Consider the following 19,536-nt stretch of genomic DNA (forward strand, 5'->3'; position numbering starts at 1 on the left):
ATATAAATAAAATACATTTGTGCTATTTCATATCATTTTATGTCTAGGTAGGCTACTGCTTATAACTGTGTTTTGTGACTGACCATATTTTATGACAGAGTCATCTGTTATTTGAAAATTTACTTATTGAAGCAATTTAGCTTAAGGAGCAACTATGGCAGGTGCCAGTTTATTAACCTTACTTGATGATATCAGCGTGATATTGGATGATGTCTCAGTCATGACTAAACTTGCTGCTAAAAAAACAGCAGGGGTACTGGGTGATGATTTAGCGCTTAACGCTGAGCAGGTCTCAGGCGTCAAAGCAAACCGTGAGCTTCCCGTTGTTTGGGCGGTTGCCAAAGGCTCATTTATTAATAAGCTTATCTTGGTGCCAGCGGCGTTACTTATCAGCGCTATTTACCCGCCATTAATTACGTTTTTATTGATGTGTGGTGGGTTGTTTTTGGTGTATGAAGGTGCCGAAAAAGTCATCCACCGCTTTTGGCCACATGCTTTACCGCATGATGAAGAGCAAGAAGCTCGTCGCAAAGCCAATGCTGATGAAAAGGTAGATTTGGTTGCTTTTGAAAAAGAGAAAATCAAAGGAGCAATACGTACCGATTTTATTTTATCAGCAGAAATTATTGTGATTGCACTGGGTGCTACTGCTAGCGCAACTTTGCTAGAGCGCAGTTTGGTACTGTCTATTTTAGCGATTAGTATTACCGTTGGTATTTATGGTCTGGTTGCTGGTATTGTCAAGATTGATGATGTTGGTTTACATATGATGGAAAAAGAAGGCGCATTTACCCAAAAGGTCGGTAAGGTTTTATTTGCCGCAGCGCCCAAATTAATGAAATTTCTATCTATCGCTGGTACCTTGGCGATGTTCTTAGTCGGTGGTGGTATCTTAGTGCATGGCATTAATTTCTTATATCATGGTGTTGAGGATATTGCCCATTTGACCGGTATTTTTGAAAGTTTCACTACCGCATTATTGAATGGTGTTATTGGCTTTATTATTGGCGCGATCATCGTTGCACTCTTGACGGTTGTTGGTAAAATACGCAACAAGGATGAATCTGCTGCTCATTAATAGCTTTGGTTATTAATCGACAATATTAAATAAGCTCTTATATTCAATCAAATAGAAAATAAAAAAAGCCCCAAAGTTGCTGACAACTTTGGGGCTTTTGCTTTTTAGACAGGGTAACTTACGATTAGCTCTCTCTATCTGAGTTATCTGAATCATCTGACTCAAGTTTTTCAGCTTGCGTCGGCTTTTTATGGTCAGCTTTTGGCTTACGGGCACGAGCCTTTGGTACTTTAGGCGTTGTTAAGTTGAACATGCCTTTTTGTGGTAGTAATTGCTCTGCCACATTTTCAATCATGTTTTTATAACTGGCTATGGTCGTTTTTGACTTGGCTGCTTGACTGTCGTCTTTCAGAGAAGGCGCTACTATTGATTCAGCATCTTGTACGGTCTCACTTTGCTCGACAGTAACGTTTGCAACCTCAGCAGCGTCGATGTCGGTCATTTTGATTTCAGGTACATCATTTTCGACACTTTTGATACTTTCGATATCAGTGCTTTCGATATGAGCTTGCACTGCATCTACTTCTGCTAATGTTTGCTCAGTATCTAATAACTGCTTGCTTTGATCACTGACAGCATCTGTTTGAGCTTGATTGACCAGAGCACCGGCTTCTACTTCATGCGCATCAATATCGATGCCCGTTTGAACGGGCTCGTTATTTGCCGCATCAGTAACCGCCAATACCGCTGATTCTTTATAATCAGGATGCTGACCACGTGGATCGTTGCTAGCACGTTTACTGATAGCACGGGGTTCTACTGAGGTTTTACCTTGGGACGCTGCAAACTGACTGACGGCTTTTGTCATTGACTCAAAACGTGCAATGTAGTCCGCTGCTAAAGGCTGATAGCCGTAGTTACTAAAGTCAAAGTCGCTATGAGCAACTGGTTTAATAGCCACTTGCTTGTCAGCGCTGTCTTTAACTAGCGTCTGCTCTAGATGCTTAGCGATAGCAGCATTAAAGCAGCTGATGACACCGTCTGTCGCTAAGCGATTTTCTGCCTCTGCTAAGGTTGCACGGATAAATTCACCAACCGTACCACGAATGGTAGGCGCGCGTTCACTAACTTGCACATCTTGCTCATTTGCGTGAGACGCTTTAGCAAATGATGCTTGCACCTGTTGAAGACGTACGACGCGTGGGTCATTACTGGCTTGACCAAACTTATTTGCCGCAACGTAGCGTTCAGCAAATAAAGAATCACGGCTAAGCTCAAGTACTGCCTGACTGCTACTATCCTCGGCAGCAACTTCGTTAGAATCCACGACCACATTTTCTTCGGCAGTATCTTCAGCAACATGAGCCTTCTGAGTGGTTTCGATTGGCGCTGCCTTTTCTACTTGTACCGCTACCACTTCTTGAGTTGATGCAGTATTCTCGGCTTCACTGTCTATGCTAATTTTTGTATTAGCTCGTTCATCTACAGCAGGTTTGTGGCTACTAATTTTATCGCCGCTTTTATCGTCTTCTTTCGAAGTAGGTTGATCCGCTTTGTTGGGATTAGCGCTTTTTTCTACTTGATCGATCTGAGTAGTATTGACTTGTGCAGAGACTTTTTCGGAAGTTTCAGCTTGGACGCTACTTTGTTGTGTGTTATCAGATGCAACGCTGCTGGTATCAATCGTTTTAGCAGTTTGTTGAGCTGGTTTGTTATCGACTGACTTTTGCTTATCCGCACGCTGCTCATTATTATTCTCTGAACGCTCTTTTTCAGCATCAGTATCACTTTCAATTACTGCTTGCTTGTGAGTCGCTTGGCGTGATGCAGACTTGCTATCATCTAATGACAAATGTACCACTTCTGGTGATTTGAGCTCACTAGCAGCTTCATTCACCTGTAATACTACTTCATTAGGGTCTTGGTTGCGACGCGCATTAGAATGGTGTTTGTTGCTGTTAGCATTTTTAGAGGCTTGCTGATTGTTTTGCTTAGAGTCAGCTGCCGTTAAAGTTTCACCGCGCTCAAGCTTGCCACGTGATCCACGTTGACTGTTCGATTTGCGCTTAGTACGAGTTTGCTCTTCTACTACATTATCAGAGCTGTCAGAACGACTGCTGTCGCTGACACTGGTTGCATTAACACTGGTCGGATTAGCGTTGTCTTCATTTGTATTACGATTATTGTCTTGGCGATTGTTGCGATTACGATCGTTATGACGTCTATTATCCTGCTGACGTTTATCTTGATTGTTAGCTTTGTCATCAGTGCTAGCGCTGCTGTCAGTCGTATTGCTAGTGGCGCTATTCTCAGTTTCATCTGCCTGCTCTTTTCTTTGACGCGGCTTAGATGGTCTTGATTTGCGTGGTTTACGTCTTCTTCTTTCTTCAGCGTCGCTGCTATCATCAGTACTACTCTCAGCAGAACGTGTCAATTGACGATTTTGCTCATCACTACTTTGCTGATTAGTTGCTGGCTGAGGCGTTGCAGTATTTTGACTATTGTCATTGTTCGCTAAAGCCGTATTATCCACTTGGCCAAACGAGCCTAGACTTTGTGCTCCGGTATTAACCAATGCTTCAATAGCTTCAGCAGCATCTCGACTACTAACACTTGATGTGGTTTGAGCTTGCGGTGCTTGCGCAAATAAATTAGACAACCAAGCAACTGCTTGCGGCTGTGCAGCGGCAATAGCAGTAGGTTGTGGTGCTACTGGCGCTGATGGGGTCACAATGTTTTGAGAGCTCTGAGGGTTTTGAGCGCTTGGAGTCTCTTGAGCCTGTGACGCACGTGCTGATGTCACATTGCTACTATTGTTATTACTGCGATGTTCATTGCTATGACTGGTGCTATTCTGTTGCTGCTGCGTAGGCGTACTTTGCTGGGCGTTAGGACGAGCCTGCGCTTGATCGCTGCTATTTTTATCCGCAGCTTGACGAGGCTGTCGAGTTGGCTGCTGCTCAGGGCGCTCTTTTTCAGCCGTTTGCCAGTCAACGTTGTAGCCAAGCTCGCTATGTTCTTGCAGCTGAGTATCGGTGATACGCTCGTAGCTTGATGGAGCAAAGCCATCGCGATTAAAGTGAAGTTTAAAGTTTGGCGATTCTAAATGCGCATGCGGCAAAATAGTGATACGCGTACCACTGTCTTGCTCAAGATAGACCAAGCTGTCGCGTTTCTCATTCAGCAAAAACGCTGCGATATCAGTCGGTACTTCTGCTTGAACTTCACCTTGACGCTCTTTTAGCGCGATTTGCTCGATCTGACGCATGATAGATAATGACAATGAACGCAGGTCACGAATCATGCCATTACCATGACAGCGTGGGCAGATATAACCAGTTGATTCTTCTAATGACGGACGCAGGCGCTGACGGCTCATTTCCATCAAACCAAACTTGGAAATATCACCAAACTGAACGCGGGCACGGTCATATTTAGTGGCATCAATCAGACGTTTTTCAACTTCTTTTTGATGCTTGTTATCATTCATATCAATGAAATCAATGACAATCAAACCGCCCATATCGCGAAGGCGCAATTGACGGGCAATCTCATCGGCGGCTTCTAGATTGGTATGGTAAGCGGTTTCAGCAACGTCTGAACCTTTAGTAGACTTAGCAGAGTTGATATCGATAGATACCAATGCTTCTGTCTGATCGATAACAATTGAGCCACCTGATGGTAGGCGAACTTCACGCTGATAGGCGGTTTCAATCTGTTTTTCAATATTAAAGCGCGAAAACATCGGCTCATAATCGGTATATTTGCGTAGTTTTTCAGCCTGTTTTGGCATCACAGCATCGATAAATCCCGCCGCTTCAATATAAGCATTTTCGTTATCAATCCAAATCTCAGAGATGTCATCACGTAGATAGTCACGGACAGCACGCGTAACGACGCCCGCTTCTTGATGCACTAGGCGCGGTGATGGATATTTTTGGTTTTGTTCTTGAATGGCTTGCCAGATGTTTAGCAAATGATTTAAATCGTGCTGCAAGTCTTCTTGGGTTTTACCAATACCAGCAGTACGTATGATGACACTCATGCCTTTTGGCAGATCTAAGCTGCCAAGCATACGTTTCATATCTTCACGCAGCTTGCCTGAGATTTGACGCGAGATGCCACCGCCGCGAGGATTGTTTGGCATTAATACCAGATAACGACCAGCCAATGACACATAAGTTGAAAGGGCAGCGCCTTTATTGCCGCGCTCTTCTTTTTCAACTTGGACGATGAGCTCGTCACCTTCTTTGATCAGCTTTTTGATGTTCTCATCACGTGGATTTCCGCTTAAATATTCGGCAGAGATTTCACGAATCGGCAAGAAGCCTTGACGCTGTGAGCCATATTCGACAAATACCGCTTCAAGCGAGGGCTCGACACGGGTCACATGACCTTTATAGATATTAGATTTTTTTTGTTCGCGGGTACGGTTTTCGAGATCGAAATCGTATAGATGATTGCCTTTACAGAGGGCAACACGAATCTCTTCGTTTTGGGTGGCGTTGATTAAAATGCGTTTCATAATAGTATCCTATGAGTACGCATAATAACGAAAAGACAGGCTTTAGGGTAAAGTGGCAAGTACTTGCTAATAACAAAATCAGCATAAACAGATATAAATTAACGAAAGAACATAAAGCATGGCATTAATAAAGCGCAGAAACGCGTTTCGAAAGCTTAACTTTGGACCAGTGATAGTAACTTCAATATAGAAGGTATAGGGTGTAAGTCTATATCTTAATATAAGCAGGCTTGTTATAGCGATTAATGCATAAGCAGGTTAGTGATCGTTTATTATCAGTATTTTGAACCATATTGGTGGTCAGCGCACTTTGTCATTTCGTCATAGTGGCGGATGGTTACTGATATATAAAGGTATTACTGATACCAAAAAAGCATCGTGCTGTCACATAATCAATCAAGGTCTAGCAATCATATCGCTGTTGACTGTATAAATTACAATTCAGCGGTTATCCGTCCAGATTAAGCAATTAGTCATTCTTTATTTATCGTTCTTTTGGATATAACGTTAATAATATCTTGGGCGTCTCAAAGCGAGTTCTTGCTGCGTTAGTCATCAGCGGGGCGTACTTGGCAAACAGAATAAATGACCGGCTTATCGGCACGGTGTCTCATGTCTATTCTACTTATCGTCCTCTGTTTGACCACCAATACTCAGGCAGTTATCGAGGTTTACAGGGTAATACTCGATTGCACTCTCAACGACCCATACTTGCTCAACTGCACGCGGCTAAAGGACTGTTAGATAATAAATCATCAAATCAAGTCGTTATCATGCGGGTAGTGAGTAAAGGGTGTATGGTTGGTTATCGCTTAATAAAAGGCTAATGCCATATTTATAAAGTCGATACTATCTATTGTCATAATATCCTGTAAGAAATGCTTCATAAGAATAAATAGTTTTTACTAAAAAATAATTTTTTACTGATAAATATCAGTCATGTTCTTTCAATTTATTAGGTATTATAAAGTATATCTGTTGCTATAACACCCTTAAAATCAGATGAAGCGCCGAGCTTGCATAGGTTGTATGAGTCAGCCGATTATATTGACAAGTGATTAGCCAGTCATAAAATCGATATTTTCCACCTAAAACAACAATCAATTAGCAATGAATTATTGTCTCAGCCTCTGCTTAATTGGCGCTCAACATGTTAAACTATAGCAAATCTTTATGTAATTGCCTAACTAAAAATGACGAACTCAAAAATGACAAACGACGAACCTATCCACGAAGCGCCAGCTATCTTTAATAGCAAAACGCGCCCACAAAGTGCTGACGATGAGATTAGCAACTTCGGCAAGGTCAATTACCTTGAAGTCACGCGTCATCAGCACGACCAGCGCTTGGATAACTTTTTGCTTAATCGCTTAAAAGGTTTGCCAAAACCGCATATCTATAAAATGATTCGCTCAGATGAGATTCGCGTCAATAACAAGCGCTGCAAGGCTCATGACAGAGTGCAGCGTGAAGATGTGGTACGTATTGCGCCAGTGGTACTTGCCACTCGTGAAAAACCTATCATCAGCACCGAATTTGCCAAAAGCTTATTGGCGCGTGTGGTCTATGAAGATGAAGGTTTGATCGTGCTTAATAAACCATCAGGTATTGCGGTTCATGGCGGTAGTGGTCTTGCCTTTGGTGTCATTGAAGCCATGCGTGAAGTCACAGGCAAGAAGTATTTAGAGCTGGTGCATCGTATCGATAAAGATACTTCAGGTTTATTGATGATCTCTAAAAAACGCTCTGCACTTAAAGTATTGCAGCAGCACCTGGTCGACAAAACCATTCAAAAGCATTACTTATGTATTGCGAAAGGTCAGCCTACACTTAACGAACAACGTATCGATGCGTCATTGTTGCGTTATACACTGGCAAGCGGTGAGCGCCGTGTTAAGGTAGATACACAAGACCCGCAAACCAAAGAGAGTCAGACTGATATCGTCGTTCATGGTCGTTTTATGATTGCTGAGCAGCCCGTTAGCTTGATTGAAGCCAAGCCGCTCACCGGACGTACCCATCAAATTCGTGTGCATTTGGCTCATATCGGTCATGCTATCTTAGGGGATGATAAGTACCATGTACATGATAAATCTGGCGTGCATCGTCTGTGCTTACATGCGTGGCGCTTAGATATACCTGGTTATGAGACTATCACTGCGCCTTTACCAGAAGAGATGCTCGACTGGATGACAGAAGAGATTAAAGCCAATTTGCCTAAATAATCGGCTGCTTAAACAATCTTTGATTAGATGCTATGTTAAGCATCAGCTTTAAACGTCACGATAGCTTATGAAACATAAGTCGCCGTGACGTTTTGCTATCTGCCATTTATTATGATTATTCATGAAGGTCTATTTATGAGCCAAACTACTACAATGATTCCTGCTCAGAGTTCTCAGTCAGCCAACCCGCATCATTTAGCCGATAAGACCTTAATCATATTTGATTGGGACGGTACGCTAATGGATTCGATTGGCTTGATTGTTGAAGCTATGCATATAGCAGGTGAGGCACATGGCTTCAAGACAACCGATAAGGCCGTCAAAGATATTATCGGGTTAAGTTTAATGAAGGGCATTGAGCTTTTATATCCGTATTCAAGCGATGAGCAAAAACTGCTAATTCAACAAAGTTACGCAGATTATTATATTGCTAACAGCCAGCGTACACCGTTCTTTGCGCCGATAGAAAATATGCTACAAACCTTGCAGCAGCAAAATCGTCAGCTTGCAGTTGCGACAGGTAAAAAACGTAAGGGTCTAGATCGTGTTTTGGACGCTTCAGATAGCCATCATTATTTTGTTATGACGCGCTGTGCGGATGAAGCAGGCTCCAAACCTGACCCACAAATGCTGACGGATATTTTGCAATATACCGAACAGCAAATCTCTGATGCCGTATTTATCGGTGATAGCATTTATGATATTCAAATGGCAAACAGTCTGGGCATGACCAGTATTGCAGTTAATTATGGTACCGCCAGCAGCGACGAGCTTGCCGCACAGCAGCCTACATATCAGGTGGACACGCCACAAGCGTTGGCACAATTATTATGCGCTTAAATATAAATCGGTGTAAATGGTAATCTGCTTAAATGGTAAAAAATGATAACAAAAAAGGGTTTATCGATAATAACGATAAACCCTTTTTCATTGAAGGATATGGGATTTATTTGCTGTCTTGTTGAGAGCTGTCTTTTTGAAGCGCATCCTGTTCGATTGCGTCTTCTAGCTCATCACCTTCTAGCAACGCAAAAGAGGACTCGATAATTTTGTCTGCATCAAGCTGATACTCATACCAGTTGCCCATAACGCCTGCTAATTCATCTAGCCCTTCTTTTCTTAAGGCTGAAAATAGCTGAATACTACAGTTCAGACCCAGTTCTTTCAGTCTTTTACGCGTATTAAGCAATGCATTTTTAGAGGCACCATACTTTAGCTTATCTGCTTTCGTTAACAAGATATGAACGGGCAGCTCACCATCTTTTGCCCAACGTAGCATTTGCTCATCAAAGAACTTCAATGGATGACGGATATCGCTCATCAGAACCAGACCTGCAAGGCTTGAGCGCGATACCAAATACTCTTCTAGCTCAACCTGCCATTCTTTTTTCATCTCAAGCGGTACAGCGGCATAGCCATAACCTGGCAAATCCACCAAACGTCTATCAGCATCACCAACATTAAAAAAGTTAATCATCTGCGTACGACCAGGCGTTTTAGATGAGCGTGCCAATTGGCGCTGGTTGGTAAGCGCATTGATAGCAGAAGACTTACCAGCGTTTGAGCGACCAGCAAATGCCACCTCTAAGCCTATATCTGCAGGACACAGGCGAAAGGTTGGTGCTGACATCATAAATTCAGTTTGCTGAATACGCTGACGGGCTTTGGTATTAAAAGCCGCATGCTTGGCGGCGACATCGTTGAACGGGGTACTCATAAATGACTCATTACGGTTAAAATTTAGATACTTAAATTTAGATAAAATAGTAAAAGATTTTGCCATTGCTCGGTCAATAGCACAGCATCTTTGGCTACTAATAACCAACTATCAACCTTTCATAAAATAAGGGCTTTAAATTACTGACTATTCTATACTATTAATGCGCTTAGTTATTGAAATAACGGTTATTAGCCGCATATTAATTACAGTAGAGATGTAATTAATAGGCGGCTAATAACTCATTTCTCCATTCATTATCCAAGCGTATTAACAAAGTTAAACTATATTCATATATATTAATTTGACATATATTGTTACAATCTCTATCAGAATAGGTTTATTCACAGATGTTAAGGCACAGAAGCAATGAAGCAAACGTCTGGACGAATGAGCCAATGGAGGTGTCTTATGTTATCGATGACCATGATTTTTGCCAAAGGCAATCGCTTTTTAGCCAGCAGTGTTAGCGCGCTTATCATTAGTGCAGCCATGATAACTGGTGCAGGGGCGGCTAGTACTGCAACGACTTATAATGAGTCCTGCGCTGCGTGTCATGACAGCGGTGCCTTGAATGCGATTAAAAAAGGCGATAGTGCCAAGTGGCAGCAGCTAATAAAACAAAAAGGCATGCCTGCACTTATTAGTTCGGTTAAAAATGGTATGATTCAGATGCCAGCTGGTGGGTTGTGCGAAGATTGTAGCAATGATGACTATCGTAAGCTGATTGAGTATATGAGCAAATAATTAGCCAAACATCTATTAAATCTTTATTAGCTATTTGCTAAGACATATAAATAAGGCGCAAGGGTCTAGAACCTTTTGCGCTTTTTGCCCTTTATAAACCAGAGATTGAGTTAGTGAAGGGGAAAACTACCCAATGCTACGATTAAGTAGGCAAATAGTAAAAAGTCTTGCTATAATAATCCAAAATAAACCCTGATATTAGTAAGTACTTTCGTGCTGCTTGTGATAAAGACGATAGAATATACGGCTTAGCAACTAAATAATGGCTTTGTGAATATAATGCGTCTACATAATGCAATCACTCTAAACAATGCTTACATCGAGTTAGTAGGATTTGTATCAATGAAAAAGTTAATCGCTGCCGCCAGCTTATGTGTTGCAAGTTTCAGCGTACAAGCTGCTATCACTGTTCCTGAATATGATCTTAATGCCGGCAAACAAATTGCAGAAACTGTCTGTGCTGCTTGTCATGGTGTTGATGGTGTGAGCCCTGTGCCCGCCCAGCCCAATCTTGGTGGTCAAAATGTTAAGTATTTATATAAGCAATTGATCAATTTTAAAGCAGGCTACCGCAAAAACGGTATCATGCAGTCGCAAGTGGCGAATTTGTCGCAGCAAGATTTAGCTAACGTTGCAGGTTATTACTCAAGCCAGAAACCTTGGGGTGTGGCGTTCGGTAATCCTGCAACCACGCAAGAAGCCAGCAAGTTATTTTTAGGTGGTGATAAGTCACGCGGTGTCATCGGTTGTGCGGGCTGTCATGGTCCAGACGCAGCGGGTAACGTATGGGCAGCATTTCCACGTTTAGGTGGACAGCATGCTGAATATATTGCCACCCAGTTAAAGCTTTTCCGTGCCGCTGGTCGTGTAGATGATATCGATAGCGACGAGCAAAAGCGTGTCAATGATGCTGCAAAAGAAGGCGAGATGGGCATGATGCAGACCGTTGCTTCTAAACTGTCAGATCGTGATATCCGTATCTTGTCAGATTATGTGAGTGCTATTCACTAATATCAGATAAAGTCGGTTTGCTTTATTCACATTATCGATAAGAGCGCTGCTTGTATCCGTTTTAACTGAGTTATTAAACCCCGATTTCGGGGTTTTTTTATAACTGTCAGTCCTTATATAATGGCATATTAGTAGTACTTTACTTTATAAAAATAAATCGCCTATATATCAATTTGACGATTAAAAGCTTAAAAGCTATTTATGCTTAACTAATATTACTCAATGTTACTCACCTTGAATCGCTTGGATATAAATTATGATGATTCGCTATGCTTCTTATTTTATTGCAGCGCTGCTCCCATTATTGCTTTTTCGCTGGTTTGCACCGGCGTCAATAGGAGAGATTGATTTTTGGCTGTTGTGGCTATTGGCTATGGTGCTGGTCTCGCTACCGGTCATTTATGCTGAGATAGCATTGGCTTATCGTAGTGCTGAAGCACCTTTGGCGGGTATGCAAAAGCTCACTCGAGAGGCAGATGCCAGCGCCTTGTGGCGTGGCTTTGGTTGGCTTGCTGCCCTCGTAGCCATAATCATTGCAGCACTTGTGATATCAGGTGCTAGCACGGGTATATTGACTGCACTTACAGACTTAAATAGCACACCTGAAGTGCCAAGCTTTGCGGTTGCCGCAGGCTTGATGGTCATTGCCGCATTGTTAAGCTTGTTGGGTGTGACACCCTTACCAATTGGTTTGGGATTAATGCTTATTGGATTGATATTTGGGGTAGCAAACGGTTTGCCAAATATTACCTTTGCGATGACCAATATCAGCTTAGGAGAATGGGCACGAGCAGTTGCACTAGCACTTGTCAGTGTTGGCGCAGGTACAGGCTTATATTGGTTTGGTCAAAACCGTATCACTAAGCAAGCGGTAACAGCGGTGGGCGTAGACAATCACTATGCTCAAAATCCCTCTCGTGCTCAGGCGTCAAGCGAATATCGAGCAACCAAGCTGGTGCTACCGATTTGGATATTACAATTATTGGTAGGGATGGTGGCTTTATTTATCAGTGGTATGACGCTACCACCAATCGGACAGCTACTGTATTGGGCAGGGGTGATTTTTGTCGCCAGTTACTTGCTACATTATAGTACGCAGCAGCTCGCACATAAGTTTGGACTGCTAGTCAGTTTGATCATAACGGCTGTCATAGCGATAGTGTTGGTCGTTGCCATACCGACTATTTGGCTGGTAGGTATACTGGTTATTATCAGTACGATAGCCGTATTGTTATTGTCAGTTTTTACAGGATGGCAGATGAAAATCAGTCACTTGCGTAAGTCTTTAAACTTTGGCAATGAAGCTTTTTATAATTTATGGCGTGTGGCGATACGTTTGATTGTGCCCGTAGCACTCTTATTAGCCTTGATAGGTTGGGTGATGCAGTGGTTAAGCTAACAGCTGATGAGATTCAGGTTAATAAACTGGATAGTGCTCAACAAGACAACGTTCAGCAAGGCACTGTTCCACAATCTATTATGATAACGGTATACTTAGCCTATGCTGAAGATGCACAGAGTCAGCATTATCTAACCTTGTCAGTAGCTGATGACACAACCTTATATGCAGCATTGAAGCAAGCTGGTTGGTTGATACAGTTTGAAGGACTAGCAAAATGGTGCGATGAGGTGATTGATGTGGCAGTGCCGACAGCCAAACGTTGGCACGTTGGCATCTATGCGCAAAAACAGCCACTTAACTATCAATTGCAGCCTTTTGATCGGATAGAGGTATATAGAAGCTTAAGCGCTGATCCTATGTCTCAGCGCAAAAGTAAATCTCGAGTTTGAGGATTAAAGCTCACTATCGAAGCGATTATTTAGGTAGAGACTCTAAACCCTGAATGCGAGTCACTATGCCATTATTATCAAAGTATACTTTTAGATGCTGACTGGCGTTTTTAACGTCAGCGATACCTTTACGTTGACCTTCAGTCCCTGATTGATAGTCATAAATATAGTCCCAACGGTTCGGCTCTAGGGTATCTCTAATGGCTGGACTACCAAGAAGATAAAGTACCTGATTTTGATTCATACCCACTTGTAATTTTTGCGCTTGGGTTTGAGTAATAGGCGTTCCTTGTGGCAAATCAATCTTATAAACACTCAGTAACGAGCAGCCAGACATGGTAACAGCGGCGCCCAATATGCTGGTAATGACAATCTTGCGTAATGCGCTTGAAGAATGAAACGGACGTAAATTTAGGGTCTTTATCATGGTAAGATGACTCATAAAAAATGGGTTAGGTACGGCTAAGCACAGTAGATACTGGTCTTACCGACAATCTTGGATAAATGATACGTCATTTACTTGCAATTGCCTACCACTTACGACATTATTTACCAAATGTGCGCTGGCATCATTTATTATTAATATTTTAAATTCATATACTTATAATCATTTTTTTTAGAAAAAATGTACTGGAAATACATTTGATAGTGACTGATTTTGTATGAGGATAATTTTTTGCAATTACCCATTCATCACTACTAATGATTATTTACCTTATGTTTTTTGAACTTATTTGCTAAGACTTTCATAGTCAGAAGGGATATTATGGCTTCTTTTACCAATCAAGACTTACGTAGAGCGGGTCTAAAAGTAACGTTACCGCGTATCAAAATTCTAGAGCTGCTTGAGAGTGCAAAGCTGCATCATATGAGCGCAGAAGAGGTTTACAAGGCGCTAATTGAGCAAGGCGAAGATGTGGGTTTAGCGACTGTTTATCGCGTGCTGACTCAGTTTGAGCAGGCAGGTATTGTCGAGCGTCATAACTTTGAAAACAATTTATCCGTGTTTGAGATTACTCAAGAAGAGCATCACGACCATCTGGTTTGTGATAATTGCGGTAAGATTGTCGAATTTCATAATGAAGTGATTGAAGAAGAACAGCTTAAAGTAGCAGCAGAGCATGGCTTTAAGTTATCAGGTCACTCATTGGTACTATATGGTATCTGTGATGACCAAGCCTGTAAGGACAGCGTCAAGTAAGCATTAACTTATCGATGAGATAAAATTAAAAAAGCCCTTATATATGATGAGGGCTTTTTTATAACGGTTTCTTAGGCATAAAAAATAATAACTATGGTTAAAAATACATCATTAAGTAATATCTAACGATAAACTGTCCGCGCCTTCATCCAAGTTTGCCACGCCATTTTTGCTGCTGAGTTTGATTTTTAAGCGCAGATCATTAGGCGAGTCTGCATGAAGAATCGCTTCTTTATAAGTAATCTCACCGTTTTCATATAGATCAAACAGTGCTTGGTCAAATGTCTGCATACCGCTATCACGTGAGCGTGTCATGACATCTTTGATTTCGTGCACCTCACCTTTGCGGATATAGTCGCTGATCAGCTGTGAGTTTAGCAAGATTTCGATAGCAGCCCGGCGTCCTTTGCCGTCAGGCGTTGGAATCAACTGCTGGGCGATAATGGCTTGTAAGTTAAGCGATAAATCCATAAACAACTGATTATGGCGACTGGTCTCAAAAAAGTGAATAATGCGATCAATTGCTTGGTTAGCATTATTGGCGTGCAACGTTGCAAATACCAAATGCCCCGTTTCAGCATATTGAATCGCGTAACTCATGACTTCACGATTGCGAATCTCACCGATCAAAATCACATCTGGCGCTTGGCGCAAGGTGTTTTTTAGACCGGCTTCAAAAGAGTGGGTATCGATACCGACTTCGCGCTGGGTAATAATACAGCCACGATGCTTATGGACAAACTCGATAGGATCTTCTATGGTAATAATATGACCATGCGAGTTTTGATTGCGGTGTCCTATCATTGCCGCAAGGGTAGTTGATTTACCCGTACCGGTTGCACCTACTAATAAAATAATACCACGCTTTTTCATTGCCAGCTCTTTTAGGGAGGGTGGCAGGCGTAGCTCCTCGACAGTAGGGATATTATTTTCGATTTTCCGTAAAATCATCCCTGCCATATCACGTTGTATAAAGGCACTAACCCTAAAACGTGCTTGCTGCGCCTGATCAGTAATCGCAAACTGGCACTCGTTGGTCTCATCAAACTCTTTTTGCTGATTGACTGTCATGACGCCTTTAACCAGCCTCATAGTCTGCTCAGCAGTTAAAGGCGTTTTACCAACCGGCAGTATTTTGCCATTGATTTTCATGGAAGGGGCGACATCAGCAGTGATAAAAAGGTCAGAGCCGTTTTTGTTAATCATCAATTGTAAAAGTTTATCAATGTCCATAACGTACCTATATGTGCAAGAAAATGTGCAATAAATAGAGTGAAACCTGTTTCAATAAACTTTTTTGCGAAAAATGACAGTGAATTTAAAGGATGATTGCTCAAAAATCTGCAATTAGTACTATATTCGTTTAGAAAAAATTACTGATATCATTTACATTATAAAAATGCTTCAGGCTGTTTAGCGTAAGGTCGTGCAACGTCTTTACTAATTGTGCCTCTCGCTACAAGATTTTTAAGAGTTTGATCAAGAGTAATCATGCCATCACCAGCACCAGTTTGGATAGAAGAGTACATTTGAGCGATTTTATTTTCTCGTATTAAGTTACGAATAGCGGGCGTACCTAACATAATCTCATGGGCGGCAATTCGCCCGCCTGTTTGACGACGTAACAATGTTTGCGAGATAACCGCTTGTAGTGACTCTGATAGCATCGCTCGAATCATGTCTTTTTCAGCAGCAGGGAAGACGTCAATAACACGGTCAATGGTTTTGGCAGCGGAACTGGTGTGCAAAGTGCCGAAAACTAAGTGACCGGTTTCAGCGGCAGTGAGCGCTAAGCGTATGGTCTCAAGATCTCGTAGCTCACCAACCAGAATAACGTCCGGATCTTCACGTAACGCTGAGCGCAATGCTGGCTCGAACCCCAAGGTATCGCGATGGACTTCACGCTGGTTAATCAAACTCTTTTTGGACTCATGAACAAATTCAATTGGGTCTTCGATGGTCAAGATATGCTCTTTACGGGTTTCATTGATATAATCAATCATGGCAGCTAGCGTAGTCGACTTACCTGAGCCGGTTGGACCAGTGACCAATACCACGCCACGTTTAAAGTCTGAAACACGTTTAAACACTTCGCCCATACCTAGATCTTCCATCGTTAGAACTTTTGAGGGAATCGTACGAAAGACGGCGCCTGCACCGCGATTTTGATTAAATGCGTTTACCCGAAAACGGGCTAGATTTGGAATCTCAAAAGAAAAATCCGTTTCAAAAAACTCTTCAAAGTCGGCACGTTGTCTATCATTCATGATGTCATAAATGAGCTGATGAACTACCTTATGACTCATATCTGGCATATTAATCCGAGTCATCTCACCATCAACTCGAATCATCGCAGGCATACCGGCTGAAATATGTAAATCTGAAGCCTTATGCTTGACAGTAAAACGCAGCAAGTCTTCAATGCTTAAATTTTGTTCAGCCATAATCGGATATTCCTATTAATAAATAAAGTGTGCCAAAATCAACATAGAAAGCAGGCGATAAGCAAGGTTCTATGACATTGTTTGAGCCAACCTCATTTAAATAGGTTAGGCGTCACTATAATTGTTACTATTGCTAGAGCTTTTAGTAGCATATGTTAAACCATGTAACAATATCATAACAAGACTGTACTGATTTAACCATCTACTAACTGCATAAAATGCAAAAATAGACTGACTGATTTTTCGCATAGTAATAAAGCATCGATACAATCAGCTCTCTTTTATTTCGAACTCAATATATCAACAAGAGTTTTTATGAATATGTCTTCTCAGCAAGTAATTAAAAATGTCGCAATCAATCTTAGCAATAATGATGAAGCAGAAGTTCAACATCTAACTGAGAACTGGCAGCAGGTAAAGACGCAAGTGGTACAGGCATGCGAACAAACGTTGCGAGCGCCGAGCAGTGTAACTTTGCTTGCGGTGTCCAAAACCAAATCTGCTGAGATGGTGGCAACATTGGCGCGTCAAGGTCAGCATGATTTTGGTGAAAACTATCTACAAGAAGCGATTGAAAAAATAGAGTTGCTACGTGAGCAAGTAGGATGTAAGCATATTGTCTGGCACTATATTGGAAGCATCCAGCGTAATAAAACCCGTGATATTGCTGAGCATTTTGATTGGGTACAAACGCTTGAGCGTGACATTATTGCCAAGCGTCTTAACGACCAACGTCCTGCTGAGCTGCCACCTTTAAACATTTTGATCCAAATTAATATTGATAATGAAGACAGTAAGTCGGGATGTCTGCCAGAGCAGCTTCCAGAATTGTTAACAGCAATTAAAAATTATGAGCGTTTGCAATTGCGCGGGTTGATGATTATTCCTGCTAAGGCAAACACAGATGCTTTCAAGCGCACCAAACAACTATTTGACGACATTAAGCGTACCCATCCTGAGCTTAGTCAATGGGATACGCTGAGTATGGGTATGAGTGATGATATGACTGATGCGATTGCTAGTGGCACGACCATGGTGCGTGTTGGTACTGCGATATTTGGTGCGCGTGCTTGATGTAATAGTGAATTCAGTATTAAAACGATACAGTAGGACTGGGATGAATTTTATGCAGCCTCTGTCAGCGTAGTCACAGCACGCTAGAAAAATTTATACCAGTACTGCGTTGGAATATAACGTATCTGTTTTATTTGGAATTGACTATAGTACGCACGCTTGAGGATAAAAATTATTATAAAGCCAACCCTGACAGTACTCATAAATTACATTACGTATTAAATCACATCTTCAAATTTTGTCACCAGTAGCTGAGTTATTTTAAGATTGTCAGTAGCGATAATCTCAAAACGATAATTGGCATACTCGACACAGTCTGTCTTTTTAGGAATTTTACGCAGCATATACATCATAAAACCGCTAATGGTTTCGTAATTTTGGCTATGTGGTAAATTGACCATGCCCAATGAGCGAATCACATCTTCAATGGGCGTCATGCCATCAATTAGCCAAGAGTTATCTGTACGCTGGACAATCGGTTGCTCCTCTAAGGTGACTAACTCGCCCATCACGATGCTCATTACGTCTTTAAGTGTGATCACCCCAACCACTAATGCATACTCATTCACAATGACGGCAAAATCTGCACCCGTTGATTTAAATGTTTCCAATACTTCAAACAACGATAATGTATCGGGAATAAACAGAGCAGGTTTTAGCAACGCTTTGTCTGTTAAACACACTTCTTGCTGCTCAAGTACTGAGGCTAGAAAGCTGCGCGACTCTACATAACCGATGATATGTTCTAAGTCATCGTCATTACAGACCAAGAATTTATTATGCGGCTGCTTAATCATCACAGCAACCACTTCTTCGGTGCTGGCTTTAGTATCAAAATAGACAATATGCTCGCGCGGATTCATGACTGAGGTTACGGTTCGCTCTTGCATCTCAAAGATATTTTCGATCAAGTGATGCTCTTGACGCTTAATGACGCCGGCTTCCGCACCTGCATCCATCACCGCATAAATATCCTCTGACGTCATTTCATCTTGGCGTACGGTTGACACGCCTATGAGTTTAAATAGTAAATTTGCCGCCCCATCAAACACCCAAATAATCGGCTTAAAGATAAAAATGAAGAATATCATCGGGCGTACCATCTTGACCGCGATAGGTTCAGCGTTGGACATAGCCAAGCGCTTGGGCATCAAGTCTGCAAACAACACAAACACACTGGTGACTAAGATAAATGACACCACGGACGCGGCAGTCTCATTGCCAAAAAGCTGCTGTAAATATGGACTAATGGCTGACTCGCCAATGACCCCTGCTAAGATAGCCACCGCGTTGAGCGCCACTTGTACCACGGTAATAAAGCTGCCGGGTTGCTCTTGCATATTGAGTACATCGAGTGCTCGTACTTCGCCTTCCTTGGCCATGACTTGTAACTTGATTTTACGGGCGGAGGCAAGCGCCAGCTCCGAACTAGAAACGATAGCGCTTAGCGCAATTAATATAAAAATAAACACACCAGCGGTTAGCAAGCTCATGACATACTCGGATAGAAATAGGTAAGGTAGATAGATTTACAGTAATGATTGAAAGATAATAATTGGTAGGTTTTGAGGTGAAAGACATTTAGTTATTAGCGTTTAATTAGGCACAAAAACTAAAAAAGCTGGGCAAGCACCCAGCTAATTATAAAACAATTTTATTAGGGGCTGTCCTAGATAACTAGTTCAGTTCCTGTTTAACCCATTGTTTTAGCTGATGTAATTGACGTTTTGGATCACTGTAGTTAAAACGCCACTCACATTCCTTTAAAAACAGATGGAAATGC

Annotated in this window: 16 protein-coding genes and 1 pseudogene; 10 read left to right on the plus strand and 7 right to left on the minus strand. The window is 41.9% G+C overall.

Features of this window, described 5'->3' with window-relative positions:
• The first annotated feature begins 154 nt into the window (after positions 1-154).
• On the plus strand, positions 155-1,078 hold the full coding sequence (locus JMX75_RS10865; protein ID WP_201532327.1) for a DUF808 domain-containing protein: 924 nt from the start codon (positions 155-157) through the stop codon (positions 1,076-1,078).
• A 124-nt stretch (positions 1,079-1,202) separates the two neighbouring features.
• Here the strand turns inward: JMX75_RS10865 and JMX75_RS10870 are convergent, their stop codons facing one another.
• Positions 1,203-5,543, minus strand: coding sequence for an Rne/Rng family ribonuclease (locus JMX75_RS10870; RefSeq protein ID WP_201532328.1), 4,341 nt, complete (start codon positions 5,541-5,543; stop codon positions 1,203-1,205).
• Positions 5,544-6,112: 569 nt separating this feature from the next.
• On the opposite strand from JMX75_RS10870, the gene JMX75_RS10875 reads away from it, so the two are divergent.
• The 3 genes from JMX75_RS10875 to JMX75_RS10885 all read left to right on the plus strand — a co-directional run bounded on the left by JMX75_RS10875 (position 6,113) and on the right by JMX75_RS10885 (position 8,608).
• Positions 6,113-6,370 carry a hypothetical protein gene (locus JMX75_RS10875; RefSeq protein WP_144061740.1) on the plus strand — a complete coding sequence of 86 codons (258 nt, stop codon included), beginning with the start codon at positions 6,113-6,115 and terminating at the stop codon, positions 6,368-6,370.
• 381 nt (positions 6,371-6,751) lie between these two features.
• Positions 6,752-7,768 carry an RluA family pseudouridine synthase gene (locus JMX75_RS10880; RefSeq protein WP_201532329.1) on the plus strand — a complete coding sequence of 339 codons (1,017 nt, stop codon included), beginning with the start codon at positions 6,752-6,754 and terminating at the stop codon, positions 7,766-7,768.
• Positions 7,769-7,903: 135 nt separating this feature from the next.
• Positions 7,904-8,608: an HAD family hydrolase gene (locus JMX75_RS10885; protein WP_201532330.1), complete on the plus strand. Its 705-nt coding sequence runs from the start codon at positions 7,904-7,906 to the stop codon at positions 8,606-8,608.
• A 106-nt stretch (positions 8,609-8,714) separates the two neighbouring features.
• Here the strand turns inward: JMX75_RS10885 and yihA are convergent, their stop codons facing one another.
• On the minus strand, positions 8,715-9,485 hold the full coding sequence (yihA, locus tag JMX75_RS10890) for a ribosome biogenesis GTP-binding protein YihA/YsxC (RefSeq protein ID WP_011512657.1): 771 nt from the start codon (positions 9,483-9,485) through the stop codon (positions 8,715-8,717).
• A 411-nt stretch (positions 9,486-9,896) separates the two neighbouring features.
• Between yihA and JMX75_RS10895 the strand changes: the two genes are divergently transcribed.
• The 4 genes from JMX75_RS10895 to JMX75_RS10910 all read left to right on the plus strand — a co-directional run bounded on the left by JMX75_RS10895 (position 9,897) and on the right by JMX75_RS10910 (position 13,034).
• Entirely contained in the window at positions 9,897-10,232 is a 336-nt protein-coding gene (locus tag JMX75_RS10895; protein WP_011512658.1) for a c-type cytochrome, read from the plus strand.
• Positions 10,233-10,574: 342 nt separating this feature from the next.
• Positions 10,575-11,243: a c-type cytochrome gene (locus tag JMX75_RS10900; protein WP_201532331.1), complete on the plus strand. Its 669-nt coding sequence runs from the start codon at positions 10,575-10,577 to the stop codon at positions 11,241-11,243.
• Between the two features lie 256 nt (positions 11,244-11,499).
• Positions 11,500-12,642 carry a hypothetical protein gene (locus JMX75_RS10905; protein ID WP_201532332.1) on the plus strand — a complete coding sequence of 381 codons (1,143 nt, stop codon included), beginning with the start codon at positions 11,500-11,502 and terminating at the stop codon, positions 12,640-12,642.
• Positions 12,630-13,034: an RnfH family protein gene (locus tag JMX75_RS10910; RefSeq protein WP_201532333.1), complete on the plus strand. Its 405-nt coding sequence runs from the start codon at positions 12,630-12,632 to the stop codon at positions 13,032-13,034. Before JMX75_RS10905 ends, JMX75_RS10910 begins: the two co-directional genes overlap by 13 nt.
• 25 nt (positions 13,035-13,059) lie before the next feature.
• On the opposite strand, the gene JMX75_RS10915 is transcribed toward JMX75_RS10910, so the two are convergent.
• Positions 13,060-13,476, minus strand: coding sequence for an outer membrane protein assembly factor BamE (locus JMX75_RS10915; protein WP_201532334.1), 417 nt, complete (start codon positions 13,474-13,476; stop codon positions 13,060-13,062).
• A 324-nt stretch (positions 13,477-13,800) separates the two neighbouring features.
• On the opposite strand from JMX75_RS10915, the gene fur reads away from it, so the two are divergent.
• Positions 13,801-14,235, plus strand: coding sequence for a ferric iron uptake transcriptional regulator (fur, locus tag JMX75_RS10920; protein ID WP_011512663.1), 435 nt, complete (start codon positions 13,801-13,803; stop codon positions 14,233-14,235).
• 111 nt (positions 14,236-14,346) lie between these two features.
• On the opposite strand, the gene JMX75_RS10925 is transcribed toward fur, so the two are convergent.
• Together JMX75_RS10925 and JMX75_RS10930 are read right to left on the minus strand one after the other, a co-directional pair.
• Entirely contained in the window at positions 14,347-15,468 is a 1,122-nt protein-coding gene (locus JMX75_RS10925) for a PilT/PilU family type 4a pilus ATPase (protein ID WP_133103813.1), read from the minus strand.
• Between the two features lie 158 nt (positions 15,469-15,626).
• Positions 15,627-16,679 carry a type IV pilus twitching motility protein PilT gene (locus JMX75_RS10930; RefSeq protein ID WP_011512665.1) on the minus strand — a complete coding sequence of 351 codons (1,053 nt, stop codon included), beginning with the start codon at positions 16,677-16,679 and terminating at the stop codon, positions 15,627-15,629.
• 315 nt (positions 16,680-16,994) lie between these two features.
• Between JMX75_RS10930 and JMX75_RS10935 the strand changes: the two genes are divergently transcribed.
• On the plus strand, positions 16,995-17,753 hold the full coding sequence (locus tag JMX75_RS10935; protein WP_227673089.1) for a YggS family pyridoxal phosphate-dependent enzyme: 759 nt from the start codon (positions 16,995-16,997) through the stop codon (positions 17,751-17,753).
• A 218-nt stretch (positions 17,754-17,971) separates the two neighbouring features.
• On the opposite strand, the gene JMX75_RS10940 is transcribed toward JMX75_RS10935, so the two are convergent.
• Positions 17,972-19,246: a hemolysin family protein gene (locus tag JMX75_RS10940; RefSeq protein WP_201532335.1), complete on the minus strand. Its 1,275-nt coding sequence runs from the start codon at positions 19,244-19,246 to the stop codon at positions 17,972-17,974.
• 184 nt (positions 19,247-19,430) lie between these two features.
• Positions 19,431-19,536: pseudogene (locus JMX75_RS10945) on the minus strand (IS1595 family transposase); the annotation flags it as partial.

This window comes from Psychrobacter sp. LFX-11D (assembly GCF_904846475.1).
Classification (GTDB): domain Bacteria; phylum Pseudomonadota; class Gammaproteobacteria; order Pseudomonadales; family Moraxellaceae; genus Psychrobacter; species Psychrobacter cryohalolentis.

Bases quoted from the DNA above. Each gene is read 5' to 3' on its own strand.
- JMX75_RS10915 (WP_201532334.1), bottom strand. From the start codon at position 13,476: ATGAGTCATCTTACCATGATAAAGACCCTAAATTTACGTCCGTTTCAT.
- JMX75_RS10930 (WP_011512665.1), bottom strand. From the start codon at position 16,679: ATGGCTGAACAAAATTTAAGCATTGAAGACTTGCTGCGTTTTACTGTC.
- JMX75_RS10935 (WP_227673089.1), top strand. From the start codon at position 16,995: ATGAATATGTCTTCTCAGCAAGTAATTAAAAATGTCGCAATCAATCTT.
- JMX75_RS10905 (WP_201532332.1), top strand. From the start codon at position 11,500: ATGATGATTCGCTATGCTTCTTATTTTATTGCAGCGCTGCTCCCATTA.
- JMX75_RS10870 (WP_201532328.1), bottom strand. From the start codon at position 5,543: ATGAAACGCATTTTAATCAACGCCACCCAAAACGAAGAGATTCGTGTT.
- JMX75_RS10895 (WP_011512658.1), top strand. From the start codon at position 9,897: ATGTTATCGATGACCATGATTTTTGCCAAAGGCAATCGCTTTTTAGCC.
- JMX75_RS10940 (WP_201532335.1), bottom strand. From the start codon at position 19,246: ATGAGCTTGCTAACCGCTGGTGTGTTTATTTTTATATTAATTGCGCTA.
- yihA (WP_011512657.1), bottom strand. From the start codon at position 9,485: ATGAGTACCCCGTTCAACGATGTCGCCGCCAAGCATGCGGCTTTTAAT.
- JMX75_RS10865 (WP_201532327.1), top strand. From the start codon at position 155: ATGGCAGGTGCCAGTTTATTAACCTTACTTGATGATATCAGCGTGATA.
- JMX75_RS10900 (WP_201532331.1), top strand. From the start codon at position 10,575: ATGAAAAAGTTAATCGCTGCCGCCAGCTTATGTGTTGCAAGTTTCAGC.
- fur (WP_011512663.1), top strand. From the start codon at position 13,801: ATGGCTTCTTTTACCAATCAAGACTTACGTAGAGCGGGTCTAAAAGTA.
- JMX75_RS10925 (WP_133103813.1), bottom strand. From the start codon at position 15,468: ATGGACATTGATAAACTTTTACAATTGATGATTAACAAAAACGGCTCT.
- JMX75_RS10885 (WP_201532330.1), top strand. From the start codon at position 7,904: ATGAGCCAAACTACTACAATGATTCCTGCTCAGAGTTCTCAGTCAGCC.
- JMX75_RS10880 (WP_201532329.1), top strand. From the start codon at position 6,752: ATGACAAACGACGAACCTATCCACGAAGCGCCAGCTATCTTTAATAGC.